Here is a 23,337-nt window from a genome sequence, read left to right as displayed (position 1 = left end):
CGGATCGGGTTCGTGATGTGCACACTGACGCAATTGGAGCTCGACTTTCTCGCCAGCCTGAAAACCGGCTGGCGACGGCTCTATCGGCGCGAGCTGATGCGGCTCCTGAAGGGGGACGCCGATACCGGTGAGCACAGCCCGGATTCGCGTCCGATCATTTTGCGGGTCGTATCGGGCTGATTTTCCGCGAATTTTGTTCCGATTCACGACAGCGACTGTGGTGGAATGGCCACAGCTGGCGCGAAAGGACCGCGGCCGCAAGGCCGCTTCTGTTCAGACAAGGTTCTGCCCTCATTGCCGACCGAAACTTGGGGTTGTTCGGAGGGCGCATCATGTCTCGCATTGCAAGTGCCGAAACTGCCCGGATGTCCCTGGCAACCTCGAGCCGGCTGCTGCTGGTCATCGTCGGTGCCGCTTCGCTCGCCGCGTGCGCGCAGTCGCCGGCCGGCCGCCAGAGGGCGGATCTCGGCACCAGCCGGCAGGCCACGATCGAGCGGCCGCACCGGGTCGCGGCATTCCGCCCGCGGCCGATCCACCGGGCGCGCATTCCCAATAATACTCGCGAGGCAAAGCAAAACGCTTCGCATGGCGTTGCCAGCTTCTATTCGGATACGGAAACCGCAAGCGGCGAGAAGTTCGACAAGAACGAATTGACCGCGGCCCATCCGACCCTGCCGTTCGGCACCAAGCTGCGTGTCACCGATGTTTCCTCCGGCCGCTTCGTCACCGTCCGGGTCAACGATCGCGGGCCGTTCGTTCGCGGACGCGTGGTCGACGTCTCGCCGTCCGCGGCCGAGGCGCTTGGCATGGTCGACAAGGGCATCACCAATGTCAGGCTCGATGTCGTGCGATAGCGCGATTCATCGAGCTGAGACGCGCCGCGCTTAACCGGCTGTTAGCTGCTTCTCGCGCACGATGGCTGCCCGAACAATTCGGGGCGGTTGGGGAGGCGGGCGCTTGAACACGATCCAGTATCTCGAAGATCAGGCCGCGCGCGCCGAGCGCCTCGCCAAACGGATCACGGATACGCTGACGATCGAAAAGCTGCTGACCTTCGCCGGCGACCGCCGCCGCGAGATCGAACTGATCGCTGGCAAGTACCGGCGCGCATAACTCCCGTAATCCATGCACTGAACGCATTCGCCCTCTCTTTGAGGCGCGGAACTTCTTTTCGCCTGCCGCGTCATCTGGGCGAGGCAAGAGGAGGAGGACATCATGGGTTTTGGAAGAGGTGCTTTGCTTTGGCTGCTTGGCGTGCCGCTGCCGATCATTCTGCTGCTGGCATTGTTCTGGCACCACTAGAGCATGATCGGGAAAAGTGTAGAGCGGTTTTCCGACAAGATCATGCTCAAGCACGAACGTTGAAGTACGGAAAAGCGCCGCGGACGCGGCGCTTTTTTTGTTGCCTGCGATTTGAAGTCCATCAATTGCGCAATGCGCGATCAGGTGTGGCTCTCGACGAAGTCGCTGAGATAATCGGGCAGCGTCACGCCGTCGATGTCGCAACGCGCCTTGATCTCGCCGGCGACATCGGTGGAGATGTCCTTCATCCAGTGCTCGAGCGTGTTGAAGGAAATCACCTTGATGGGATCGTTGAAGCAGCCGGCGACGAGCTCGCCGATGGTGGCTTCGAGATCGCTGCGCTCGACCCGAATCTCAGTTGCCTTGTCGAGGCGATCGATCACCACGATCAGGGTCTGATCTGCGCCATAAGGCACGATGGAAGATGGTACGCTGGCTTCAAGCATCTTGAGGCACTCGTCTTGACTTCCGATCCCCATTAACGGGAAAAACCGGAAGAAGGTTCCTGCCTTGATCGGAAGCTTGTCGCGCGCGTGCAGCTTTCCGCGCCTGCACGCAATCAGAGATATTCCCGCAAGCGCGACAGCTCTGCGACGTGCTCGGGCGAGAGGACGCCCGTGACCAGCGGCGGCTGCGCCGTCGTGTGGATTTCATAAAGATGTCTGGTCGCCGCCGGCTTGCCCATGAAAGCGGAGATGCACTGATCGAGCGTGCCTTCGCTCACCTGATAGGTGTCCCTGTCCGGCCGGCGCTGGTTCGCCAGTGACGGCCATTTGTGCAGCACCGCAAGCGCGCTGAAATCGACCTTTGAACCTGCAACTGATGCGTCCCTCATTGTCCCCGCCCTCACGCAAAAACACCCCAGCACGCTGGTTGGCGTGCCGGGGCCCACTATCGCTGCATCTCAATGCCGCAGCCACACAACGCGGCGGCCGGGAAAAGGTTCCCGGCCGCCTTGTTGCCGTCAGCTTGCGGCCGCTGCGATCTTGTGCCCCGGACTGACATGACCGTGGCTGGTCTCGTCGCCGCGGCTGACCTCCGGCGGAAGCTCCGCAAAGCGTCGCAGGGCTTCGGCCATCTGCACGCGGCCCTGGACGCCGGTGATCACCACGTCGACCATCGCAAAGGACGAGTGGAAATGGCCGCGCGCCTTGAGCTGTTCGACCGGGACGCCGGCAGCAGCCATTGCTTCGGCATAGGCGATGCCCTCGTCGCGCAAGGGATCGAACTCGCAGGTGACGACGAAGGCCGGCGGTAACCCTGAAACCTTGCCACGCAGCGGCGAGACGCGCGGATCGGTGCGGTCGGCCGGTGAGCAGTAGAGGTCCCAGAACCAGTACATCAACGAGCGCGTCAGGAAATAGCCGGTCGCATTGTCGTTGTAGGACGGGCGATCATAGGTGCAGTCGGTGACCGGACACACTAGCAATTGGCCGGCGATCTCAGGCCCGCCGCGGTCGCGCGCGAGCTGGCAGGTGACGGCGGCGATGTTGCCGCCGGCGCTCCAGCCCGCGACCAGCACCGGTCCCGGTCTGCCGCCGAGCTCGGTGGCGTGCTCGGCGATCCAGCGCGCCGCCGCATAGCCGTCTTCGGCCGCGGCCGGGAAACGATGCTCCGGCGCGTGGCGGTAGCCGACGCTGACGAACATCATGCCGGTCCTGCGCACCATGTCGCGACAGAACGGCTCGTCGGACTGTTCGTCTCCGAGCACCCAGCCACCGCCGTGGAAATAGACCACGACCGGATGCGGCCCCGGCGTCGCCGGCTTGTAGGCGCGATAGGGCAGCGGGCCATCGGCGCCGGGCAGGGTGCCGTCGACGATCTCGCCGATCGGGCGTCCCGCCGGGCGCCCCTTGTTGAACTCGTTGACGAAGGCGCGCGCGCCGATCGCGCCCATCGACTCGATCGGCGGCAGGTTCAGCGACGCCAGCAGGTTCAGCACCAGCCGCACGTCCGGCTGCAGCTTCACCACCTCGCCGTCGTTGCATTGCGGGGCGACATTGGGGCCGCCGAGCTTGAAGCCGAGCATGCCGCGGTTCGTGACCTCGTCGCAGATGCTGCGATAGGGGCCGACGCCGCCGGTATAGGGCATCAGGCCCTGGATCTTGCCCGGCACGTTGGCGCCCGTGTACCAGGTGTTGGCGAGCCGGTGCAGCGTCACCATCGAGCAGTCAGCCATGTGCCGACCCCAGGCGGCCTGCGCCGTCTCGGTCGGCTCCATCGTGGTGAAGCCGGCATCACGCAATGCGGCGAGGCGATCGACCACCCAGTCGACATGCTGCTCGATCGACACCGCCATGTTCGAGAGCACCGACGGGCTGCCGGGCCCGGTGATCATGAAGAAGTTCGGGAAGCCCTCGACCGTGAGCCCGAGATAGCTCTGCGGCCCCTGCGCCCAGACATCGGTGAGCGACTTGCCGCCGCGTCCGGTGATCGGATGCACAGCGCGGATCGCGCCGGTCATGGCGTCGAAGCCGGTCGCGAACACGATGACGTCGACGTCGAAATTGCGCTTGCCGGTGGTGATGCCGCTTCCGGTGATCGCCTTGATCGGCTCCTGGCGCAGATTGACCAGCGTGACGTTCGGCCGGTTGTAGGTCGCATAGTAATTGGTGTCGAGGCAGGGACGCTTGGCACCGAAGGGATGATCGTCCGGCATCAGCGCCGCCGCCGTCTCGGGATCCTTGACGGCAGCACGGATCTTTTCGCGGATCAGGTCCTGGACGATCTTGTTGCCGTCGACGTCGACCGCCTGGTCAGCCCAAAGCTGCGTCAGGATGTGGACGAGGTCACCGGCTGCCCAGGCGCGTTCGAACCGCTCACGACGCTCGGCATCGCTGAGCTGCCAGCTCACGACGGTCTGCTGCGGATAGGGCACGCCGGTCATCGACTGGCGCGCCTGCTCGCGATAGGCCGCGCGGTCGCTCTGGAACATGTCCATGCGATCGGCCGGCGAGGGGCCGTTATGGGCGGGCAGCGCGAAATTCGGCGTGCGCTGGAATACGGTCAGATGCGCGGCCTGCTCGGCGATGATCGGGATCGACTGGATCGCCGAGGAGCCGGTGCCGATCACCGCGACGCGTTTTCCCGCGAGGTTGACGCCGTCATGCGGCCAGCGCCCGGTGAAATAGACCTCGCCTTTGAAATCCTTCACGCCGTCGATCTCCGGCGGCTTTGGCGCGGAGAGGCAGCCGGTGGCCATGACGTAATGACGAGCGGAAACCGGTGCGCCATTGCTGGTGGTGAGCTGCCAGCGTTCGGCCTGCTCGTCCCACTTGGCTTCCGTTACCTTGGTGTTGAAGCGGATGTCGCGACGCAACTCGTAGCGATCGGCGACGAAACCGAGATAGCGCAGGATCTCGGGCTGGGTCGCGTATTTCTCCGACCAGGTCCAGGCGCTCTCCAGTTCCGGGTCGAAGGTGTAGCTGTAGTCGATGGTCTGGATATCGCAGCGCGCGCCGGGATAGCGGTTCCAGTACCAGGTGCCGCCGACATCGCCGGCTTCTTCGAGCGCGACGGCCGAGAGGCCGGCCTTGCGCAGGCGATGGAGAAGATAGAGGCCGGCAAATCCGGCGCCGACCACGGCAACGTCGACTTGTTGGGCTGTTCCACTCGCCGCCTTGGACTCACGTGCGGCGACCATTGCGTCTGGCATGGTATTCCTCCCGTGTAGTTTGTTTTGCCGGCAGGCTAGCCCTGCAGGCCTGGTCTGTCATCAGGACAAATGCAATCTTCGGTAGTCATTCGCGGCGCGATCGTGGCCGCGCGAAGATTGCGGCGATACACGCACCGCAATGCACAATCGCCGGGATTGTCCGGGCTAATCAGAGCACATCCTTCTGTGTATGCTTGCGGCTACAAGCCACGCGTGCCCAGGGCGTCATGACAGAGTTGAGTGAGCGAACCAAAGCGAACATGGACGTCGTCCTGGAGGAGACGTGCCGCCAATTGCCGCATGGCGGCGATCACGACAGCCGCAGGTTCATCGCCGAGCGCCTGATCGAGGCGGCAAAGGCGGGACATTCCACGCTCGGCGAGCTCGGCATCATCGCAAGGCGCGCGCTGGCGGAGATCATTGCGAAGAGCGGTTAGGCGGCGGCCGCGGTGACGGTGCGCTCCCTCGCCCCGTTCTTACGGGGAGAGGGTTCGGGTGAGGGGCTTCTCTCCGCGCGTGCGACTGCCGCGAGACCTGTACCCCCTCACCCGGATCGCACCGGACGATGCTTCGCATCGCCGGGCAGAAGTAAGAACGCGGCGGTGCTTGCCTCTTCGCGCATCCAAGACGTAACCTCGCCAGGAACCCTTTCCGCGCATTGAGATCCCTCAAGATGCGGTCCCTGCTCACGCTCATCACGACGTCCGCGCTCCTTTGCTGTGCCGGCTTCGCCTTCGCGCAGCCGGTCGGACAGTTCCCCTTCGCGCTGACGCGTGAGGGGCAGATGCTGGGCGCCGTCGAAGGCGAGGTGGCCTCGTTCAAGGGGTTGGCCTATGCGGCGCCGCCGGTCGGCGCGCTACGTTGGCGGGCGCCGCAGGCGACCGTCGAGAGCTCGGAGATGCACACCGTCTACGATTACGGCGCGCCGTGCCTTCAGCCGTCGCTGCCTGATACGAGCGAGGATTGCCTGACGCTGAACGTGTTCCGTCCGTTCGGGGTCGATGGCCCGCTGCCGGTGATGGTCTTCATCCATGGCGGCGGGTTCGTCTCAGGCACGGCGAACGATCCGCTGTTCGACGGCGCAAAGCTCGCACAGGCCGGCCTCATCGTGGTGACCGTGAATTATCGCCTCGGCGCGCTCGGCTGGCTCAGCCATTCCGAATTGTCGGACGGCGGCTCCGGCAATTACGGGCTGATGGACCAGATCGCGGCGCTGCACTGGGTCCACGACAACATCGCGGCCTTCGGCGGCGATCCCGGCAATGTCACCCTGTTTGGTAGCGACGCAGGCGCGACGTCGATCGCGCTGTTGATGCTATCGGCGCCATCGCGCGATCTGTTTCAGAAAGCCATCCTGCAATCGGTGCCGGGCCGTAGCCGACTGCGCTCGGCCCAGGAGGCGGAAGTCGTGAGCCGGCAGTTCGCAGCGGCGCTCGGATCGCAGACTGATTTGCGCGCGGCCGAGCCGCCGCGCCTGCTTGCCGCCCAAAAACATCTGCTCGAAAAATCACCGCACGGCTTTGCGCCATTCATCGATGGAGCTCTGGTGAGCGGAGATGTTGCCGAAGGCTTTGCGGCCGGGCATGAAGGCCGCATTCCCCTGATCATCGGCTCGAACGATGACGAGACGGGCTTTGATAGCGAGCTCGACCTCAAGGAGGCGCTCGCAGCATCAGGTGCCACGAGCGAGGTGTTGCGCAAGCTTTATCCCGATCTCGCCAAGCCTTCGGAGCTCGCGGCGCGGTTCTACACCGACAAGGTCTTCTCCGAGCCGGTGCGGCTGCTGGCCCGCCTGCATGCCGCAAGCGGCGCGCCGACGTTTCGCTATCGCTTCGCCTACGTGCCGGAAGCGCGGCGTGCAAATCCCGAAGGCGGCCACGGGCGGGAGTTGCAGTTGATCTTCGGCGTGGAAGGCGTGCCGGGTGCGGGCATCTTCTCACGGCGCGACCGAGAGGTCGCAAGCCGCATGCGCAGCTACTGGATCAACTTTGTAAAAAGCGGCGATCCCAACGGTCCCGACTTGCCACGCTGGGACGCGGCCGCAGACCGCGATCGCCTGCTCCTGATCACGAACGACCGCATCGCGAGCGGAGACGACCCCTTGTCAGAGCGTCTCGACCGGCTCGCAGGTGAGGGCAGAAAATGAGTTGGAATTAGGCCGCGAGCTCGACGCGCGGCGCCGGGCTCAGCCGGTCTTCCTCCAGATAGTCCACCGCGCCGTCCTTCTCGACGGCATAGAACTGCTGGCCTTCCCGCGACTTGAACGCGGCGCGAACGACGCCGCGGCGGCCCTTGTCACTGTTAACGACGTCCCCCAGCGCAAACTTCCTCATCTCACGTCCCTGGCAACCGGCCGACTGCTTCGGCCACACAGCCGGGATTCTGCGAGGCAAATCGTTAACGACTTGCTAACCATGCCGGTTTGCCTATGCTCGCCGCCGATGCGCAGCTGCTACACGCGCATGTTGTCTTTGAGCCGGGCCTTTACCCATGACGCGATTTCCGACCCTGTTCCTGTCGCACGGCGGCGGCCCCTGGCCGTTCATGGAGGACAGACGGGTGCAATATGCGAAGACCGCCGAAGCGTTCGGCCGGTTGCCGCAGCTGCTGCCGGAAAGGCCCAAGGCCGTGCTCGTCATCACCGGACATTGGGAGGCCGACGCCTTCACCGTGTCGACCTCGGCGCATCCGCCGATGGTCTACGACTATTACGGTTTCCCCGAGCATACCTATCACCTGAAATATCCGGCGCCGGGCAAGCCCGAGCTTGCAGCCAGGGTGAGGGCGCTGCTCAAGCATGCGGGCCTCGATTGCCGGGAGGATCCCAACCAGGGCTTCGATCACGGCACCTTCGTGCCGCTCGGCCTGATGTATCCGAACGCCGACATGCCGATCGTGCTGCTGTCGCTGAAATCGACTTACGACGCGGCCGAGCACATCAAGGTCGGACAGGCGATCGCATCGCTCCGCGACGAGGGCGTTCTGATCGTCGGCAGCGGGCTGACTATCACAACATGCGCGGCTTCGGCCGTGCGGAGTCCAAGCCGGTCTCGTATGATTTCGAGGCCTATCTGAACGAGGCTATCAGCAACCCGGATGCGGCGCGCCGCAACGCGATGCTGGTCGACTGGGAGAGCGCGCCGAGCGCACGCCTTGCACATCCCCGCGAGGACCATCTGCTGCCGTTGATGGTGGCCGCCGGTGCCGCCGGCAGCGATGTCGGCAAGCGCGTCTTCGTCGACGAGGTCGCGAACGTCGCGATGGCGTCGTACGTGTTTGGGTAATGACTTCTTCTTGCTCTCCCCGCTTGCGGGGAGCGGCGAAGACAGCTTCACCCGTAGCGAAGCTTCATCACGAGAATGCCGCCGGCGAGCAGCATGGTGACGGCGTTCGAGGCGATCAGTGGGCCGTCGCCGCTGAGCAGGCCGTAGATCAGCCAGAGCGCGAGGCCCAGCACCATGACCAGGAACATGCCGAGCGAGATGTCGCCGGTGGAGCGGGTCTTCCACACCTTGATGGCCTGCGGCGCGTAGGCCACGGTGGTGCAGGTGGCGGCGGCAAAGCCGATCAGCTTGATCACGAATGGTTCCATGCGCGCTCTATAGCATGGATTCGACGGCGGTCATGACTCAGGTGCGCGACACCATGAGATCGCGATACAGCGCGGCATAGTCGCCGGCGCGGTTGCGCCAGGAAACGTCGGTGGCAAGGCCGCTCAGTTGCAGCCGGCGCCAGGTCAGCTTGTCGTGGAAGACGGTGTTGGCCTTGCGCAGCGTGCCGACGAGGGCATTGGTGGTCACGGGGCCGAACTTGAATCCGGTGGCATCGCGGTCCGACGCATCGGCCTCGCCGATATCGACGATGGTGTCTTCGAGACCACCGACGCGGGAGACGATCGGCACAGCGCCATAGCGCAGCGCGCAGAGCTGGGTCAGGCCGCACGGCTCGAAACGCGAGGGCACGATCAGCGCATCCGAGCCGGCCTGGACCAGATGCGCCAAAACCTCGTCATAGCCGATCATGACGCCGATCCGCCCGGGATTGGTGCGGGCGGCGGCCTGATAGCTCTCCTGGAGATCGCGGTCGCCGCTGCCGAGCAGCGCGAGCTGCATGCCTTCGCCCAGGATGGTGGGAATGGCCTCCAGCAGCAGATCGAGCCCCTTCTGCCAGGACAGGCGGCTGATGACGCCGAGCAGCGGCGCTTCGTCCGAGGAATCCAGATTGAACTGCTGCTGAAGCACCGCCTTGTTCGCGGCCCGGAACGTCAGGTCTCCGGCGCCGAAACGATAGGCGATGTGCGGATCGGTTTGCGGATTCCATACCTCGGTGTCGATGCCGTTGAGGATGCCGCTGAGCACGTCGGCGCGTTCGCGCAACAGGCCGCCGAGACCCATGCCGCCTTCGTCGCTCTGGATCTCCCGCGCGTAGGTCGGCGACACCGTGGTGATGCGATCGGCGAGTTGGAGGCCGGCTTTCAGAAAGCTGATGCCGCCGAAATATTCGAGGCCATGGACGTCGAACGAGGACGCCCAGGGCAGGCCGATCGCGCCGATCAGTGCGCGGTCGAACTTGCCCTGATAGGCCATGTTGTGGATCGTCATCACGGTGCCGGGCCGCGGACGGTTGTCGTAGTGCAGATAGGCCGGCGCGAGTCCGGCCTGCCAGTCGTGGGCATGGACGACGTCGGGCACGAAAGCGGGGACGAGGCCGTGGCCGATATCGGCCGCGATGCGCGACAGCGCGGCGAAGCGGATGCCGTTGTCGGCCCAGTCGACGCCGTCGGTGGTGACGTAGGGATTGCCGGGCCGCGCATAGAGATGCGGCACGTCGAGCACGAACAGGTCGAGCCCGTCATGGGAGCCGGCGAGCAGGCGTCCGGGACCGCCGAAATAATCCGGCCAGCGCCGGATCTCATCCGCGCCCGCGAGCAGCCGCATCACGTCGGGATAGCCCGGCATCAAGGTGCGCATCTCGACGCCGTGCGCCTTGAGCGCGATCGGCAACGCGCCGGCGACATCGGCGAGGCCGCCGGTCTTGACGATGGGATAGACTTCGGAGGCGACCGCGAGGACGCGAACAGGCGTCATGTATTGAGCCTGTCGATCATCGGCTGGGTGATCAGCGAGATGCCCTGCTCGGTGGTGCGGAAGCGCTTGGCGTCGAATTCCGGGTCCTCGCCGACGACGAGGCCTTCGGGAATCTCGACGCCGCGATCGATCACGACGTTCTTTAAGCGAGCGCCGCGCCCGACATGGACGTAAGGCATGATCACGGCGTTCTCGACATTGGCGTAAGAGTTGACGCGCACGCCGGTGAACAGCAGCGAGCGGCGCAGCGAGGCGCCGGAGATGATGCAGCCGCCCGACACCAGCGAGCTCACGGCCTGGCCGCGCCGGCTCTCCTCGTCATGGACGAATTTCGCGGGCGGGGTGATCTCGGCATAGGACCAGATCGGCCAGGCGCGGTCGAACAGGTCGAGCTCGGGCACCACGTCGGTCAGGTCGATATTGGCAGCCCAGTAGGCATCGACCGTGCCGACATCGCGCCAATAGGCGCGCGGGTCGTCGCCGGAGCGGACGCAGGAGCTCGAGAACTGGTGCGCGATGGCGCGGCCGTTCTTGACGATGTAGGGAATGATGTCCTTGCCGAAATCGTGGTTGGAGTTCGGATCTGCAGCGTCGCGCTTGAGCTCCTCGTAGAGGAATTTCGCGTCGAACACGTAGATGCCCATGCTGGCGAGCGAGACATCAGGCTTGCCCGGCATCGGCGGTGGATCCTTGGGCTTCTCCAGGAACTCCTGGATCCAGCCGTTCTCGTCGATATGCATGATGCCAAAGCCCGAGGATTCCACACGCGGCATTTCGAGACAGCCGACGGTGACGTCTGCGCCGCTGTCGACGTGCTGGCGCAGCATCACCTCGTAATCCATCTTGTAGATGTGGTCGCCGGCGAGCACCACGATGAAGCGGGCGTTGTGCGACTCGATGATGTCGATGTTCTGGTACACGGCATCCGCCGTGCCGACATACCACATGCTCTCCGACACGCGCTGGCTGGCCGGGAGGATGTCGAAACTCTCGTTACGCTCGGGTCGGAAGAAGTTCCAGCCCATCTGAAGATGCCGGATCAGGCTGTGCGCCTTGTACTGGGTGGCGACCGCGAGGCGGCGGATGCCGGAGTTCACCGCGTTGGACAGCGCGAAATCGATGATGCGGGACTTGCCGCCGAAATAGACCGCGGGCTTGGCGCGCCGGTCGGTCAGCTCCAGGAGCCGGCTGCCGCGTCCGCCGGCCAGGACGAACGCCAGCGCCTGACGGGCAAGCGGCTCGGGTCTCGCGGCACTCATGTGATCCTCCCACAGCTCTGGCGCTTCGCGAGAGGCTTCCCCGCCGCGCGCATTGGAACCGATAGTAACGGTACGAATAGTAAATCGGGAAGGTGGTTGTTGGTTGCGAACACACGGGAAGCTTAATGCTTTGCCGCGGAGGCCGGGCCCGTCGCGCCGTCGTCCCGGTGTCATATCGGTGCGGCCGGACGCGGCATCGCGCGCCGGTCGGCCGCGTCTTGTGCGCCGCACGCAAAATCCAGGCTTTGAGAAACAGGCTTTGACTTGGCGCAAGGATGCCCGATCATGCCTGCGCGATCCCATTTCCAAGCAAACGTCAGACAGGGAGCACGACGATGAGGATCTGGAAAACGGCAATTGCCTGTTCGCTGGCGGGCGCGGTCATGGCCGGTCAAATCGGTCAGGCCAATGCGGCGCCGATGCCGACCAATGTCGCGACCATGAAGGCCGCGGCCGGCGATGACGTCACGCAGGTGTATTGGCGCGGCGGCTGGGGCTGGGGCCTCGGCGGTCTCGCGGCCGGCGCAATCATCGGTGGCGCTATCGCCGCCAGCACCGCGCCTTACGGCTATGGCTATTATGGTGGCGGTCCGTATTACGGCGGCTACGGCTATCCGGGCTACGGCTATGGCTATGGCTCTGGTTATGGTTATGCGCCGGCCTATTACGGCTACGGACCGGCCTACGCTTACCCCAGATATTATCGGCCCTACCGTCCGTATTACGGCTATCGCTACGGCTACTACCGGTCCTACGGATATTGGTAAGTTAGAGCGACAGCCACACGATCAGGCTCATGCAGGCGAAATGCATGAGCACGATCGCGGCGAGATGCAGCGGGCCGGCTTTGAAGCGAGGTCCGCGCATCCCGCTGCTTCCGCCTAGTTCGATCCCGCCGCCGCGGCGGTGAAGCTGCGGTCGACGGCTTTGCTGACGTCTAACGTCTTCGGCAGGATGCCGTAGCGCGTCGAGCGGTCGGACGCTTGCTGGATTTCCTTCACCACGTTCTCGTCGATCACGATCGGGCTGGTGCGCTGGGCGGTGTAGGCGGAGAGCAGCACGTCCTCCGGCAGCCTGGTCAGCTCGGCGGTGTTCTTGGCATATTCGCCGAGATGGTCGAGCGACCACAGCCGCGCCTTGTTCAGCCGCTGCACGAGATCCTGCACTGCCGCACGCTTGGTGGCGATGGCGTTATCGGAGGCGACGATGAAGGTGATGGTCGGCGTCAGGCCCTCGCCGTCGGCGATCACGCGCGCCTTGTCCTTCAAGGTCGCGAACGAGACATAGGGCTCCCACACCGCCCAGGCATCGATCGAGCCGGCGACCAGCGCGATCTTGGCGTCGACAGGGCCGAGCGGCGCGAAGGTCGCATCCTCCAGCTTGATCTGCGCCTTCTCCAAGGTCGCGTCGATCAGGAACTGGCCCCAGCCGCCGCGCGTGCCGGCCAGGCGCTTGCCCTTGAGGTCGGCCGCCGACTTGATCGGCGAATCCTGGCGCACCAGGATTGCTTGCGTCTTCGCATCCGAACGCGTGCCGCCGATCGCCTTGATCGGCGCGCCGGCCGCGTAGACCGACAGGAACGAGAGATCGCCGGTGTAGCCGACATCGAGCGCGCCGGCGTTGAGCGCTTCCAGGATGGGAGCCGCCGCCGGGAATTCCGACCATTCGATCTTGTAGGGCAGGTCCTTCGCATAGCCGGAGATGTCGAGCAGCGAGCGATTGCCGCCCTTCTGGTCGCCGACGCGCAGCACCACCGTGTCGGCGGCGAATGCAGCCGCGGCGGTCGACAGCGTGATGGCGGCGGCAAGCAGCGATGCGGCGAGCCGGCGGGTGATGGAATGATCGTCGGAGTTGATGCTCATGTGGCCTGTCTTGTTGCTTTGCTCACGACGCGTGAGCGAGCGATGCAGCGAGACGATCAAGTCTATGATCGCGCGATACGCAGTCAATGAAATGGCCATTCGTATTGTGCACGCATCGGGCAAGGACGTTTCTGCGCAGCGCAGCTTTCGAGAACGTGTCGTGCGTGCAGCGTCAAGATGCGCGGGAATGAAGCAGGCGAGGGGCCGCGTCGCGTTCTGCCGGCCGATACATCGGCAGAAATCGTTTCATCGTGGCTGCGCGCGCTGATGGAGAGAATGACTTCGCTTCGCGCTACATTCGAAATTCCATTTCATTGACGATGCCGCGTGTGCGCCGCATGATTTGCGCATCGTATCAACGCGGCGCGAAAACGCCGACGGAACAAATTTCTCTCAACGCAGCTCCGCACGGAACATGCGCAACGCGAACCGTTGCGCGCATGGCGGAGCCGTGCCAGCGCAGGAGTGGGGACTGATGGATAACGACAACAAGCGCGGCGGTTCGGGGCTCGACCGCCGCCACCTGCTCCAGGCCGGGCTGGCTGCGGCCCGGGCTGGCTGCGGCCGTGCGCCGCGCCGCTCGTGCCTTCGGGGCAGCGCAGGCCTTTGCGCCGCGCGCCATCGCGCCTGCAATCGACTTCTCGGAATTCCCGCTGTGCCGGACGGCATCTGATGCGCCCGCGCTGATGGGTGCCCCGCGTAAGCTGAAGCTGTCGTGGAATGCCGGCGCGGTGTGCCTCGCGCCATTGCCGGTCGCGATCGAGCACGGCTTCTTCCAGAAGCAGAATCTCGACGTCGAGCTCGTCAATTATTCCGGCTCGACCGACCAGCTGCTCGAGGCGATCGCAACGGGAAAAAGCGATGCCGGTCTCGGCATGGCGCTGCGCTGGCTGAAGCCGCTGGAGCAGGGCTTTGACGTCAAGATCGCCGCCGGCACCCATGGCGGCTGTATGCGCGTTCTGACGCGCGCCGACTCGAGCGTCGCCAAGCTTGCCGACCTCAAGGGCAAGATCGTCGCCGTCGGCGATCTCGGCGGGCCCGACAAGAACTTCTTCTCGATCCAGCTGGCAAAACTCGGCATCGACCCGAACAAGGACGTCGACTGGCGCGCCTATCCCGGCAATTTGCTCAACGTCGCCGTGGAGAAGGGCGAGGTGCAGGCGTTCCTGTCGTCCGACCCGCTGGCCTATCTCTGGCTGAAGGACAGCCAGTACAAGGAGGTCGCCTCCAATCTCGACGGCGAGTACCGCGACAAGAGCTGCTGCATCGTCGGCCTGCGCGGCAGCCTCGTGCGCGAGGAGCCGCAGGTCGCGCGCGCGATCACGCAGGCGCTGCTCGATGCGGCCATGTTCACCGCGCAGAACCCGACCGTCGCTGCGAAATCGTTCCGGCCCTATGCGCCGAAGGCGGCCACGCTCGCCGATATCGAGGGCATGGTGCGCTATCACACCCACCATCATCATCCCGTCGGCGACATCCTGAAGCGCGAGCTCAAGGCCTATGCCGACGACCTCAAGAGCGTGCAGGTGTTCAAGCAGAGCACCGACACGGCCAAATTCGCGGAGCGCATCTATGTCGACGTATTCGCTGTCTGATGGCCTCGCCTCCGGCGCGCCGCGTGTGTCGCGCGCGCCGCTGCTGGCGACCTGGTTGCGGGACTCCGGCGTCGGCATTCTCGCCAGCCTCGCCTGGATCGGCTTCGGCGTTTCCTGCCTGTGGTGGCCGGATGTCGGCGACTGGTCGCGCACGCATTCGCTCGGCATCGCCGCCTTCGTCATCGCGGCCGTCGCGCTGTTCGGCACCGTCGGCGCCGATTATCTGGGATCGGCTGGAAAAGCGCTGAACACGCGCGCGCCCTGGCTGGTCGCGCTCGGCGCATTCCTGACGCTCTGGGAAGTTGCCACCGCAAAGTTCGCCTGGCTGCCGCTGCCGTTCTTTCCGCCGCCGCAGTCGATCATCGAGGTCTATACCGACGATCTGCCAAAGCTGCTCGACAGCGTGTTCGCCTCGGTCGGGCTCCAGCTCGGCGGTTATCTGATCGGCGCGACCATCGGCTTTCTCACCGGCGTCTCGATCGGCTGGTCGCGCGCGGTCGGCTATTGGGTGCATCCGGTGCTGCGCTTCATCGGCCCGCTGCCGGCGACGGCCTGGCTGCCGATCGCCTTCTTCACGTTCCCATCGAGCTGGAGCGCCTCGACCTTTCTGATCGCGCTCGCAACCGGCTTCCCAGTCACGGTGCTGACCTGGTCGGGCGTCGCAAGCGTCAGTAACGCCTATTACGATGTCGCGCGCACGCTGGGGGCAAGACCGTCCTTCCTGGTGCTGAAGGTCGCGATCCCCGCGGCGCTACCGCACGTCTTCGTCGGCCTGTTCATGGGGCTTGGCTCGTCCTTCGCGGTGCTCGTCGTCGCCGAGATGATCGGCGTCAAGGCGGGCCTCGGCTGGTACCTGCAATGGGTGCAGGGCTGGGCGGCCTACGCCAACATGTATGCGGCGCTGATCGTGATGTCGCTGCTCTGTTCCGGCGCGATCACGCTGCTGTTTGCGATCCGCGACCGCCTGCTGGTCTGGCAGAAGGGGACCGTGAAATGGTAGCCGCAGCTGCTCTCGCCGAAGCGATCACCCATCCGGCCGCCGGCGCCGCGCTCGACATCGAGCAGGTCAGCCACGCCTTCGACATCGATGGCACTGAATTGCCTGTCCTCAGCGACGTCAGCATCGCGGTCGAGCCCGGCGAGTTCGTCGCGCTGCTCGGGCCATCCGGCTGCGGCAAGTCGACCTTGCTGCGGCTCGTCGCCGGCCTCGACAAGCCCAAGACGGGTACGCTGCGCGAGGACGAGGCCCGCATCACCCGGCCGCATCCCTCGCGCGTGGTCGTGTTCCAGGATCCGACGCTATTTCCCTGGCGGTCGGTCTGGGACAACGTCGCCCTGGGCCTCGAGGCCCAGGGCATTTTGAAGAGCCAGCGGCAGCGCGTCGACGACGCGCTCGATCTGGTTGGCTTGGCATCGTTCCGCAATGCCTATCCGCACCAGCTCTCCGGCGGCATGGCGCAGCGCGTCGCACTGGCGCGGGCGCTGGTCAATGATCCCAAGATCCTCATCCTCGACGAGCCGCTCGGCAAACTGGACTCGCTGACCCGCATCACGATGCAGGCCGAGCTGGTCTCGCTGTGGCAGCGCAAGGGCTTTACCACGCTCCTCGTCACGCACGATGCCGAGGAAGCGCTGGTGCTCGCCAACCGTGTCATCGTCTTCAGCGAGCGGCCCGCGCGGGTGAAGGCCGACATCCGTGTCGACCGGCCCTATCCGCGCCATCGCGGCGACCCGTATCTGGCCGATCTGCGCCGCCAGATCCTTGGCTTGCTGGGGTTGGACGCCACATGGTGACAACCGCAGTCCAGGGCCGGGCAGCCCATAACGAGCCCGACTTCATTGCGCGCGCCGAGACGCTTGCCGAAGGTTTTGCCGCGCGCGCCGCCGAGCACGATCGCACCGGCAGCTTCCCGTTCGAGAATTTTCGCGAGCTGTCCGAGGCGGGGCTGTTGTCGTTGACCGTGCCGGCGGCCCATGGCGGCGGCGGTGCGGGCGCACGATACGCCGCGAAAATCCTCGGTATCATCGGCAAGGCCGATGCGTCGACCGCACTGGTGCTGTCGATGCATTACATCAACCATCTCGTGATGGCGCGGAGCCCGACCTGGCCGGCGCGACTGTCGCGCAAGCTCGCGCGCGAGAGTGTCGAGGGCCTTGCGCGTGATCAACGCGCTGCGCGTCGAGCCCGAGCTCGCTCGCCCGCGCGCGGCGGCCTGCCGGCGACGATCGTGCGGCGGACCGAAACCGGCTGGCGTCTCTCCGGTCACAAGATCTATTCGACGGGATCGCCGATCCTGAAATGGTATCTGGTCTGGGCCCGCACCGACGAGGCCGAGCCGCGCGTCGGCCAATTCCTGGTGCCGGCAGGCCTTCCGGGCACGCGCATCGTCGAGACCTGGGATCATTACGGCCTGCGCGCCAGCGGCAGCCATGACGTCATCTTCGACGACGTCGTGATCCCGCTCGATGCCGAAGTCGATGTCCGCAAGCCCGCCAACTGGCGCGCGCCCGACGTCGCGCAGGCCACCGTACATACCATCTTCGTCGCGGCGATCTATGACGGCATCGCGCGTGCGGCGCGGGACTGGCTGATCAATTTCCTGAAGACGCGGGTGCCGGCCAATCTCGGCGCGCCGCTGGCGAGCCTGCCGCGCGCCCAGGAAATTCTCGGCGGCATCGAGGCGAAGCTCGCAGTCAACGCACGTTTGATCGACGGCTTTGCGTCCGATTTCGACGATGGCTTGCAGCTCAGCGCGATCGAGTCCAACATCGTCAAGTTGACGGTGACCAACAACGCCGTGGCCGCGGTGGAGGACGCCCTGTCGCTGACCAGCAATCACGGTCTTTCGCGAAAAAATCCGCTGGAGCGGCATTATCGCGACGTGCTCTGCGGCCGCGTCCACACCCCCCAGGACGATGCCACCAAAATCTCCGCCGGGCGCGTCGCGCTGGGCATCTGACCAATCCCGAATGGAGTTTCACTGATGTCCGTCGAGTTCATCGGCTTTATCGCCAACAGCAATGCTTCCGAGACCATCGTGCGCCAAGGCCCGGTGCTCGATCCGAACTATATCGAGACCGTAGCGAAGGCGCATGAGCTCGCCGGCTTCGACCGCGCGCTGCTGGCGTTCCATTCGACGACGCCCGATGCATTGCAGGTCGCTCAGCATGTGCTGACTATCACGAAGAAGCTCAAGGTGATGATCGCGCAGCGGCCGGGCTTCACCGCGCCGACGCTGCTGGCGCGCCAGCTTGCCACGCTCGACCAGCTCTATGGCGGCCGCGTCTCGCTGCACGTCATCACCGGCGGCAACGCCATCGAGCTCAGGCAGGACGGCAACACGCTCGACGACAAGGACGAGCGCTACGCCCGCACCAGTGAGTTCCTCGACGTGGTGCGGCTGGAATGGACCAGCGAGAGGCCGTTCAACTACAGCGGAAAATACTACACTGTCGAGAATGGCTTCTCGCAGGTGAAGCCGGTTCAGACGGGCGGCATCTACACCTTCGTCGGCGGCGGCTCGGATGCCGCGATCGAGGTCGCGGGCAAGCATGCCGATACGTTCGCGCTGTGGGGCGAATCCTATGCGCAGGTGCGCGACGTCACGGCGCGCGTTCATAATGCAGCCGTCAGGTACGGGCGGCCGACGCCGCGCTTCAGCCTGTCGGTGCGGCCGATCCTCGCCGACACCGAGCAGGCCGCCTGGAAGAAGGCGGAGGAGATCCTGGAACGTGCCACCGCGCTCCAGGACCAGACCGGCTACCGCCGGCCCAATCACGCCACCGACGGCGCCAAGCGGCTGCTGGCGCTCGCCGATCAGGGCGCGCGCATCGACAAGCGGCTGTGGACCGGGATCGCAAAGCTCACCGGCGCCAACAGCAACACCACCGCGCTGGTCGGCACCCCCGAGCAGGTCGCGGAGGTGTTCGCCGATTACTACGATCTCGGCGTCGGCCATTTCCTGATCCGCGGCTTCGATCCGCTTCCCGATGCCATCGAGTATGGCCGCGAGCTGATCCCGCTGACGCGCAAGCTGATCGCTGCACGCGACCAGCAGCGGGGGATCGCGGCGGAATGATCCGGTTCATTGTTGCTGTAGCGCTCGCGTTTGCGGGCGCTGACCTTGCCGGCGCGCAAACGACGCTTCGCGTCGGCGACCAGAAGGGCAATTCGCAGGCCGTGATGGAAGCGGCCGGCGTGCTCAAGGACGTGCCGTACAAGATCGAGTGGAGGGAGTTTCCGGCGGCAGCCCCGCTGCTGGAGGCGCTCAGCGCCGGGGCGATCGAGACCGGGCTTGTGGGCGATGCGCCCTTCACCTTCGCCGCCGCCTCCGGCGCGCCGGTGAAGGCGATCGCCGCGATCCGGCAGACGCGCGAGGGGCTTGCCATCCTGGTACCCGAGAATTCGCCGATCAGGAGCTTCGCCGATCTGCGCGGTAAGAAAATCGCAACCGGCCGCGGCTCGATCGGCCATCAACTCATCCTGGCCGCGCTCGAGAAGAACGGCTGGAGTGCGAGCGACGTGCAGATCGCGTTCCTCGCGCCCTCCGATGCCAAGATCGCCTACACGCAAGGCTCGGTCGATGCCTGGTCGACCTGGGAGCCTTATGTGAGCCAGGAGGAGGTGCTGTTCAAATCGCGCCGCATCATCACCTCCGAAGGCCTGACGCCGGGTCTCAGCTTCCAGGTGGCGCGGCCCGACGCGATCCGCGACAAGCGGGCGGAGCTCACGGACTTCGTCCGGCGGCTCACCGCCGCGCGGGCGTGGTCGCTGAACAATATCGACAGCTATGCCGCGACCTGGGGCAGACTGATGAACATCCCGACCGCGGTCCCGCAAAACTGGCTCTCGCGCGCAAAGATCCGGATCGCTCCGATCGACGACGGCGTGGTCGCCGATGAGCAGGGTACGATCGACCTCTATTTCCGCTGGGGCTTGATCAAGCAGAAGCTCGATGCGGCGGATATCGTGGACCGCTCGTTTGCGGATGCGATCGCGAAGGCAGGATTGTAAGCGCACTTTCATGTTCCTGGACGCGGTACCTTCCCTCTCCCCTTGTGGGAGAGGGGGCATAGGCGGCCTTTGGCCGCCGTGTCTCAAGAACGCCGATGCTCTGCATCGGCCATGGCGTAGCGGCGAGACGGGTGAGGGGTCTCTCTCCGCGAGTTCGGAAGCGTAGGGTGGGCAACGGCGCACTTGCGCCGTGCCCACTATCACTCCTCGATGACAGAAGCCGTGGGCACGCTTCGCTTTGCCCACCCTACGAGACTGCGGTCGCGGATAGAGAACCCCTGATCCGGCGTTTCGCGCCACCTTCTCCCACAAGGGGAGAAGGAAGAAGCGCTCTCACAGGCATTTCAAGGACTCGTGAGAAAGGAGCAGGTTTCTCACCCAGTCGCCTTCTTCGAAATATTCCTTCTCCATTCCCAGCCCGCGCCGACATCGCCATTGCTATTTGCACCACCTCCCTTGCGCCACGCTGCGTCTCCTCAAAAATCAATACGACGACCACATCGGGAGACCGGCCATGGGCCTGCAAGAAACAAAAATCGAGTCGCTTCCCTTCGTCACCGCTGAACTCAACTATCTCGCGCCGACATCAGGCAAGCCGCGCACCTATGCTTTCGATCCGCCGCCCGGCGAGCCCAAGAGCACGTCACTGCCGGAGCCGCACCAGGTGCCGATCTTCGATGCGCGCCTGATCGCCGACAATTTCTCGCTCGACCGCGAGGGCTTTGCACTGGTGCGGCATCCGACCCGCGTGAAGGACTTTTACAACGACGAGGAAATCCGCACCGTCTATTATCCCGCCGTCGGAGCCTTCCTGCGCGCGACGCTGAAGGCGGATCGCGTCGTGATCTTCGATCACACCGTGCGCAAGCGTGTCGAGGGCGCGGCCGACATTCGCGGCGGCGGGCCGCGCCAGCCTGCAACGCGCGTCCATGTCGACCAGACCATTGTCTCCGGCGCCAACCGCGTGCGCGAGCATCTGCCCGACGAGGCCGAGGAGCTGCTGAAGGGCCGCGTGCAGGTGATCAATCTGTGGCGGCCGATCCGCGGACCTCTACGCGATTCACCGCTGGCGATGGCTGACGGCACGACGGTCGCGCCGGATGATCTCGTCGCCTCCGACCTGATCTATCCCAACCGTCGCGGCGAGACCTATTCGGTGAAATACAATCCGAACCATCGCTGGTTCTATTTCCCCGAGATGACGCCGGACGAGGCGCTGCTGCTCAAATGCTATGATTCCGCAACCGACGGCCGCACGCGCTTCGGGCCCCACACCGCCTTCGCCGATCCGAACACGCCCCGGGATGCGGCGCCGCGCGAGAGCATCGAGGTGCGCACGCTGGTCTTTCACAAATCGTAACAATGTGTGATGGCACTGCCGCGCATTGCGCGGCAGTGTTTTGGGAACTTAAGGGAACAAAGCGACGTTTGCAGCGCCGGGCAGGGCAAACCGGGAGCGGTGCCGTGCGAGCGCAAACGACATTTTTGCTTTGTTTAACCTCATTTCTCGCCGTTATTTCAGTTGCACAGGCCGAAAGTGGACTGGCCTCCTATTACAGCTATGCAAAAGCCGGCCGGGGCGAATTGACCTGCGCCCACCGTACGCGTCCGTTCGGCAGCGTGCTCAAGGTGTCCTACAGCGGACGCACGATCCAGTGCCGCGTCAACGATCGCGGCCCCTTCATCCGCGGCCGGATCGTCGATCTCTCGGTGCCGGCCGCCCGCGCGCTCGGCATGATGAGCGCCGGCGTGGTGCGGGTGTCGGTGGAATAGCGCGTCCATCATTATTGCGGCAAGCGACCCTGCTGCTCCTCACCCTGAGGAGCAGCGCTCTTGCGCGGCGTCTCGAAGGGCGAGGCCACAGCGGGGGCCCTTCATCCTTCGAGACGCGCGTTCCGCGCTCCTCAGGATGAGGGGGCGAGAGCTCGCATCGCAGTTTAATCACCGTAGAAACTGCGTCGAATTGGCTATAATGCCCTCAGCGACAAGGGGGGGAATTCGTATGGCCAAGATCAGGGTTGGGCTCGTCGGCTGCGGCTTCGTGTCGGAGCTGCATATGTATGCGTTCCGGCGCGTCTATGGCGTTGATGTCGAGGTCGCGGCGGTGGCCGCGCGCGGCGACAAAGTTGTCGCGTTCGCCCAGCATCACAATATTCCGCGCGTTTATCGCAGCTTTGCCGAATTGATCGCGGACCGCGAGCTCGATGTCATCGACATCTGCACCCCGCCCAACCTCCATGCCCGGATGATCGTCGCCAGCATGCAGGCCGGCAAGCACGTGATCTGCGAAAAGCCGTTCGCGGGCTATTTCGGCCGCGAGAGCGACAAGCAGCCGATCGGCAAACATGTGCCGAAGGCGCTGATGTATCAGCGCGTGCTGGAGGAGATGGACGCGACACGCGCCGCGATCGAGCGGACCGGCAAACTCTTCATGTATGCCGAGGACTGGATCTACGCGCCGGCGGTGACCAAGATCGCGGAGATCATCAAGGCGACCAAGGACAAGATCCTGTTCATGAAGGGCGAGGAGAGCCATTCCGGCTCGCACGCGGCGCATGCGGCGCAATGGGCGATGACTGGCGGCGGCTCGCTGATCCGCATGGGCTGCCATCCGCTCTCGGCGGTGCTGTATCTGAAGCAGGTCGAAGCCAAAGCGCGCGGCGAGAGCATCCGTGTCGCCAGCGTCACCTGCGATGTCGGCAATGTCACGGCCGTCCTGAAGCCGGAGGAGCGCACCTATATCAAGGCCAATCCCGTCGATGTCGAGGATTGGGGCACGCTCACCGCGACCTTCTCCGACGGCACCAAGGCCACCGTGTTCTCCGGCGACATGATCATGGGCGGCGTGCGCAACCTGATCGAGACCTACACCTCCGGCGGGTCGCTGTTCGCCAATATCACGCCGAACACCCATCTGATGAGCTACCAGACCTCCGAGGAGAAGCTCGCCAGCGTCTACATCACCGAGAAGGTCGACCGCAAAACCGGTTGGCAATATGTGTGCCTGGAGGAGGAATGGACGCGCGGCTATTTGCAGGAGATCCAGGATTTCATGGAATGCGCCGCGAGCGGACGGCAGCCGCTGTCGGATCTCGCGCTGGCCTATGAGACGATCAAGGTGAACTACGCCGGCTATTGGGCCGCGGAAGAGGGGAAACGCGTGGCGCTGTAGGCCGTTGCCACGCGCCCGCTGCTCGCCGGGGGCTGTCGCTTACCAGGCCCCGACCGCGATCATGATCGCGATGGTCATGCACGAGAGACAGGCAATCGACGCAGTATAGAATTCGGGCGTGTTCATTGTTGCCTCCTGAAAAGTGCGGCCTCTCTCAAAGGCTGCTGACGCGAGGAGAGGCGGCTATTTTCTGGTGCGGTTCAACTCCGCTTCGTGCTCCGCGTCCGTCTCGGCATCCGGATCGGCAAAGTCGTCGTCCGGCAGAACGAGTTCATCACGCTTGCCGGTGAGCAGAAGCTGTTTGCGCATTTCCGCCAGGCGGGCGCGGCAGTATTCCTTGTAGAGCAATTCGAAAATGGCGGGCATCTTCACCCCCATCGCTGGATTTCAC

At 64.8% G+C, this 23,337-nt stretch carries 22 protein-coding genes and 3 pseudogenes; 16 read left to right on the top strand and 9 right to left on the bottom strand.

The genetic code is table 11. From position 1 onward, the window contains the following. Positions 1–12: 12 nt before the first annotated feature. The 3 genes from FOM02_RS30375 (at position 13) to FOM02_RS30365 (ending at position 1,113) form a co-directional block, all read left to right on the top strand. Positions 13–180: a hypothetical protein gene (locus FOM02_RS30375; RefSeq protein WP_159073936.1), complete on the top strand. Its 168-nt coding sequence runs from the start codon at positions 13–15 to the stop codon at positions 178–180. A gap of 152 nt (positions 181–332) precedes the next feature. Beyond that, positions 333–854 carry a septal ring lytic transglycosylase RlpA family protein gene (locus tag FOM02_RS30370; protein WP_027560476.1) on the top strand — a complete coding sequence of 174 codons (522 nt, stop codon included), beginning with the start codon at positions 333–335 and terminating at the stop codon, positions 852–854. A 103-nt stretch (positions 855–957) separates the two neighbouring features. Further along, positions 958–1,113 carry a hypothetical protein gene (locus FOM02_RS30365; protein WP_167336478.1) on the top strand — a complete coding sequence of 52 codons (156 nt, stop codon included), beginning with the start codon at positions 958–960 and terminating at the stop codon, positions 1,111–1,113. 329 nt (positions 1,114–1,442) lie between these two features. Here the strand turns inward: FOM02_RS30365 and FOM02_RS30360 are convergent, their stop codons facing one another. The 3 genes from FOM02_RS30360 to FOM02_RS30350 all read right to left on the bottom strand — a co-directional run bounded on the left by FOM02_RS30360 (position 1,443) and on the right by FOM02_RS30350 (position 4,957). After that, positions 1,443–1,748, bottom strand: a complete 306-nt coding sequence (locus FOM02_RS30360) for a hypothetical protein (protein WP_027560475.1) — start codon at positions 1,746–1,748, stop codon at positions 1,443–1,445. Between the two features lie 113 nt (positions 1,749–1,861). Then, complete coding sequence (locus FOM02_RS30355) at positions 1,862–2,137, bottom strand: hypothetical protein (RefSeq protein WP_027560474.1); 276 nt, start codon at positions 2,135–2,137, stop codon at positions 1,862–1,864. Between the two features lie 129 nt (positions 2,138–2,266). Further along, complete coding sequence (locus FOM02_RS30350; RefSeq protein ID WP_027560473.1) at positions 2,267–4,957, bottom strand: flavin-containing monooxygenase; 2,691 nt, start codon at positions 4,955–4,957, stop codon at positions 2,267–2,269. A 260-nt stretch (positions 4,958–5,217) separates the two neighbouring features. Here FOM02_RS30350 and FOM02_RS30345 point away from each other — a divergent pair, with 260 nt between their 5' ends. Together FOM02_RS30345 and FOM02_RS30340 are read left to right on the top strand one after the other, a co-directional pair. Continuing rightward, a complete protein-coding gene (locus FOM02_RS30345) occupies positions 5,218–5,394 on the top strand; it encodes a hypothetical protein (RefSeq protein ID WP_231164101.1) in 177 nt (58 codons plus the stop codon). A 236-nt stretch (positions 5,395–5,630) separates the two neighbouring features. Next, entirely contained in the window at positions 5,631–7,103 is a 1,473-nt protein-coding gene (locus FOM02_RS30340) for a carboxylesterase/lipase family protein (RefSeq protein WP_027560471.1), read from the top strand. Positions 7,104–7,110: 7 nt separating this feature from the next. Here FOM02_RS30340 and FOM02_RS30335 read toward each other — a convergent pair whose 3' ends face one another. Further along, positions 7,111–7,290, bottom strand: a complete 180-nt coding sequence (locus FOM02_RS30335) for a hypothetical protein (RefSeq protein ID WP_027560470.1) — start codon at positions 7,288–7,290, stop codon at positions 7,111–7,113. A 157-nt stretch (positions 7,291–7,447) separates the two neighbouring features. Between FOM02_RS30335 and FOM02_RS30330 the strand changes: the two are divergent. Then, a pseudogene (locus tag FOM02_RS30330) lies at positions 7,448–8,241 on the top strand (DODA-type extradiol aromatic ring-opening family dioxygenase). Between the two features lie 47 nt (positions 8,242–8,288). Here FOM02_RS30330 and FOM02_RS30325 read toward each other — a convergent pair. The 3 genes from FOM02_RS30325 to glgC are packed head-to-tail and all read right to left on the bottom strand — an operon-like array spanning position 8,289 to position 11,303. Beyond that, positions 8,289–8,549: a SemiSWEET transporter gene (locus tag FOM02_RS30325; RefSeq protein WP_027560468.1), complete on the bottom strand. Its 261-nt coding sequence runs from the start codon at positions 8,547–8,549 to the stop codon at positions 8,289–8,291. Positions 8,550–8,586: 37 nt separating this feature from the next. Continuing rightward, positions 8,587–10,044 carry a glycogen synthase GlgA gene (glgA, locus tag FOM02_RS30320; RefSeq protein ID WP_027560467.1) on the bottom strand — a complete coding sequence of 486 codons (1,458 nt, stop codon included), beginning with the start codon at positions 10,042–10,044 and terminating at the stop codon, positions 8,587–8,589. After that, positions 10,041–11,303, bottom strand: coding sequence for a glucose-1-phosphate adenylyltransferase (gene glgC / locus FOM02_RS30315; RefSeq protein WP_027560466.1), 1,263 nt, complete (start codon positions 11,301–11,303; stop codon positions 10,041–10,043). The genes glgA and glgC overlap by 4 nt, the downstream gene beginning before the upstream one ends. A gap of 335 nt (positions 11,304–11,638) precedes the next feature. Here glgC and FOM02_RS30310 point away from each other — a divergent pair, with 335 nt between their 5' ends. After that, the gene (locus FOM02_RS30310) at positions 11,639–12,070 is read left to right on the top strand and encodes a hypothetical protein (protein WP_027560465.1); all 432 of its coding nucleotides are present in this window, start codon (positions 11,639–11,641) and stop codon (positions 12,068–12,070) included. A 114-nt stretch (positions 12,071–12,184) separates the two neighbouring features. Here FOM02_RS30310 and FOM02_RS30305 read toward each other — a convergent pair whose 3' ends face one another. Continuing rightward, entirely contained in the window at positions 12,185–13,165 is a 981-nt protein-coding gene (locus FOM02_RS30305) for an ABC transporter substrate-binding protein (RefSeq protein WP_027560464.1), read from the bottom strand. Positions 13,166–13,640: 475 nt separating this feature from the next. Between FOM02_RS30305 and FOM02_RS30300 the strand changes: the two are divergent. From FOM02_RS30300 to FOM02_RS30260, 9 genes and pseudogenes are all read left to right on the top strand, one after another. Continuing rightward, a pseudogene (locus FOM02_RS30300) lies at positions 13,641–14,760 on the top strand (ABC transporter substrate-binding protein). Next, positions 14,738–15,760, top strand: coding sequence for an ABC transporter permease (locus FOM02_RS30295; protein WP_027560462.1), 1,023 nt, complete (start codon positions 14,738–14,740; stop codon positions 15,758–15,760). The pseudogene FOM02_RS30300 and the gene FOM02_RS30295 overlap by 23 nt, the downstream one beginning before the upstream one ends. After that, positions 15,754–16,554, top strand: a complete 801-nt coding sequence (locus tag FOM02_RS30290; protein WP_027560461.1) for an ABC transporter ATP-binding protein — start codon at positions 15,754–15,756, stop codon at positions 16,552–16,554. Before FOM02_RS30295 ends, FOM02_RS30290 begins: the two co-directional genes overlap by 7 nt. Beyond that, positions 16,548–17,720 (top strand): annotated as a pseudogene (locus FOM02_RS30285) (acyl-CoA dehydrogenase family protein). The gene FOM02_RS30290 and the pseudogene FOM02_RS30285 overlap by 7 nt, the downstream one beginning before the upstream one ends. A gap of 24 nt (positions 17,721–17,744) precedes the next feature. Further along, entirely contained in the window at positions 17,745–18,839 is a 1,095-nt protein-coding gene (locus FOM02_RS30280) for an LLM class flavin-dependent oxidoreductase (RefSeq protein ID WP_027560459.1), read from the top strand. Then, on the top strand, positions 18,836–19,774 hold the full coding sequence (locus FOM02_RS30275) for an ABC transporter substrate-binding protein (protein WP_092212490.1): 939 nt from the start codon (positions 18,836–18,838) through the stop codon (positions 19,772–19,774). Before FOM02_RS30280 ends, FOM02_RS30275 begins: the two co-directional genes overlap by 4 nt. Positions 19,775–20,288: 514 nt before the next feature. After that, on the top strand, positions 20,289–21,134 hold the full coding sequence (locus FOM02_RS30270) for a CmcJ/NvfI family oxidoreductase (protein ID WP_265440428.1): 846 nt from the start codon (positions 20,289–20,291) through the stop codon (positions 21,132–21,134). 104 nt (positions 21,135–21,238) lie between these two features. Further along, positions 21,239–21,547, top strand: coding sequence for a septal ring lytic transglycosylase RlpA family protein (locus FOM02_RS30265; protein WP_027560456.1), 309 nt, complete (start codon positions 21,239–21,241; stop codon positions 21,545–21,547). Between the two features lie 229 nt (positions 21,548–21,776). After that, on the top strand, positions 21,777–22,946 hold the full coding sequence (locus FOM02_RS30260; RefSeq protein ID WP_265440427.1) for a Gfo/Idh/MocA family protein: 1,170 nt from the start codon (positions 21,777–21,779) through the stop codon (positions 22,944–22,946). 183 nt (positions 22,947–23,129) lie between these two features. On the opposite strand, the gene FOM02_RS30255 is transcribed toward FOM02_RS30260, so the two are convergent. Beyond that, positions 23,130–23,312, bottom strand: a complete 183-nt coding sequence (locus FOM02_RS30255; RefSeq protein WP_265440426.1) for a hypothetical protein — start codon at positions 23,310–23,312, stop codon at positions 23,130–23,132. Positions 23,313–23,337: the final 25 nt, after the last annotated feature.

Source organism: Bradyrhizobium sp. SEMIA (assembly GCF_014844175.1).
Classification (GTDB): Bacteria; Pseudomonadota; Alphaproteobacteria; order Rhizobiales; family Xanthobacteraceae; genus Bradyrhizobium; species Bradyrhizobium arachidis.
This window is presented reverse-complemented; position numbering and strand designations above follow the sequence as displayed.

Bases quoted from the DNA above. Each gene is read 5' to 3' on its own strand.
- FOM02_RS30370 (WP_027560476.1), top strand. From the start codon at position 333: ATGTCTCGCATTGCAAGTGCCGAAACTGCCCGGATGTCCCTGGCAACC.
- FOM02_RS30360 (WP_027560475.1), bottom strand. From the start codon at position 1,748: ATGCTTGAAGCCAGCGTACCATCTTCCATCGTGCCTTATGGCGCAGAT.
- FOM02_RS30355 (WP_027560474.1), bottom strand. From the start codon at position 2,137: ATGAGGGACGCATCAGTTGCAGGTTCAAAGGTCGATTTCAGCGCGCTT.
- FOM02_RS30350 (WP_027560473.1), bottom strand. From the start codon at position 4,957: ATGCCAGACGCAATGGTCGCCGCACGTGAGTCCAAGGCGGCGAGTGGA.
- FOM02_RS30345 (WP_231164101.1), top strand. From the start codon at position 5,218: ATGGACGTCGTCCTGGAGGAGACGTGCCGCCAATTGCCGCATGGCGGC.
- FOM02_RS30340 (WP_027560471.1), top strand. From the start codon at position 5,631: ATGCGGTCCCTGCTCACGCTCATCACGACGTCCGCGCTCCTTTGCTGT.
- FOM02_RS30335 (WP_027560470.1), bottom strand. From the start codon at position 7,290: ATGAGGAAGTTTGCGCTGGGGGACGTCGTTAACAGTGACAAGGGCCGC.
- FOM02_RS30325 (WP_027560468.1), bottom strand. From the start codon at position 8,549: ATGGAACCATTCGTGATCAAGCTGATCGGCTTTGCCGCCGCCACCTGC.
- glgA (WP_027560467.1), bottom strand. From the start codon at position 10,044: ATGACGCCTGTTCGCGTCCTCGCGGTCGCCTCCGAAGTCTATCCCATC.
- glgC (WP_027560466.1), bottom strand. From the start codon at position 11,303: ATGAGTGCCGCGAGACCCGAGCCGCTTGCCCGTCAGGCGCTGGCGTTC.
- FOM02_RS30310 (WP_027560465.1), top strand. From the start codon at position 11,639: ATGAGGATCTGGAAAACGGCAATTGCCTGTTCGCTGGCGGGCGCGGTC.
- FOM02_RS30305 (WP_027560464.1), bottom strand. From the start codon at position 13,165: ATGAGCATCAACTCCGACGATCATTCCATCACCCGCCGGCTCGCCGCA.
- FOM02_RS30295 (WP_027560462.1), top strand. From the start codon at position 14,738: ATGTCGACGTATTCGCTGTCTGATGGCCTCGCCTCCGGCGCGCCGCGT.
- FOM02_RS30290 (WP_027560461.1), top strand. From the start codon at position 15,754: ATGGTAGCCGCAGCTGCTCTCGCCGAAGCGATCACCCATCCGGCCGCC.
- FOM02_RS30280 (WP_027560459.1), top strand. From the start codon at position 17,745: ATGTCCGTCGAGTTCATCGGCTTTATCGCCAACAGCAATGCTTCCGAG.
- FOM02_RS30275 (WP_092212490.1), top strand. From the start codon at position 18,836: ATGATCCGGTTCATTGTTGCTGTAGCGCTCGCGTTTGCGGGCGCTGAC.
- FOM02_RS30270 (WP_265440428.1), top strand. From the start codon at position 20,289: ATGGGCCTGCAAGAAACAAAAATCGAGTCGCTTCCCTTCGTCACCGCT.
- FOM02_RS30260 (WP_265440427.1), top strand. From the start codon at position 21,777: ATGGCCAAGATCAGGGTTGGGCTCGTCGGCTGCGGCTTCGTGTCGGAG.
- FOM02_RS30255 (WP_265440426.1), bottom strand. From the start codon at position 23,312: ATGCCCGCCATTTTCGAATTGCTCTACAAGGAATACTGCCGCGCCCGC.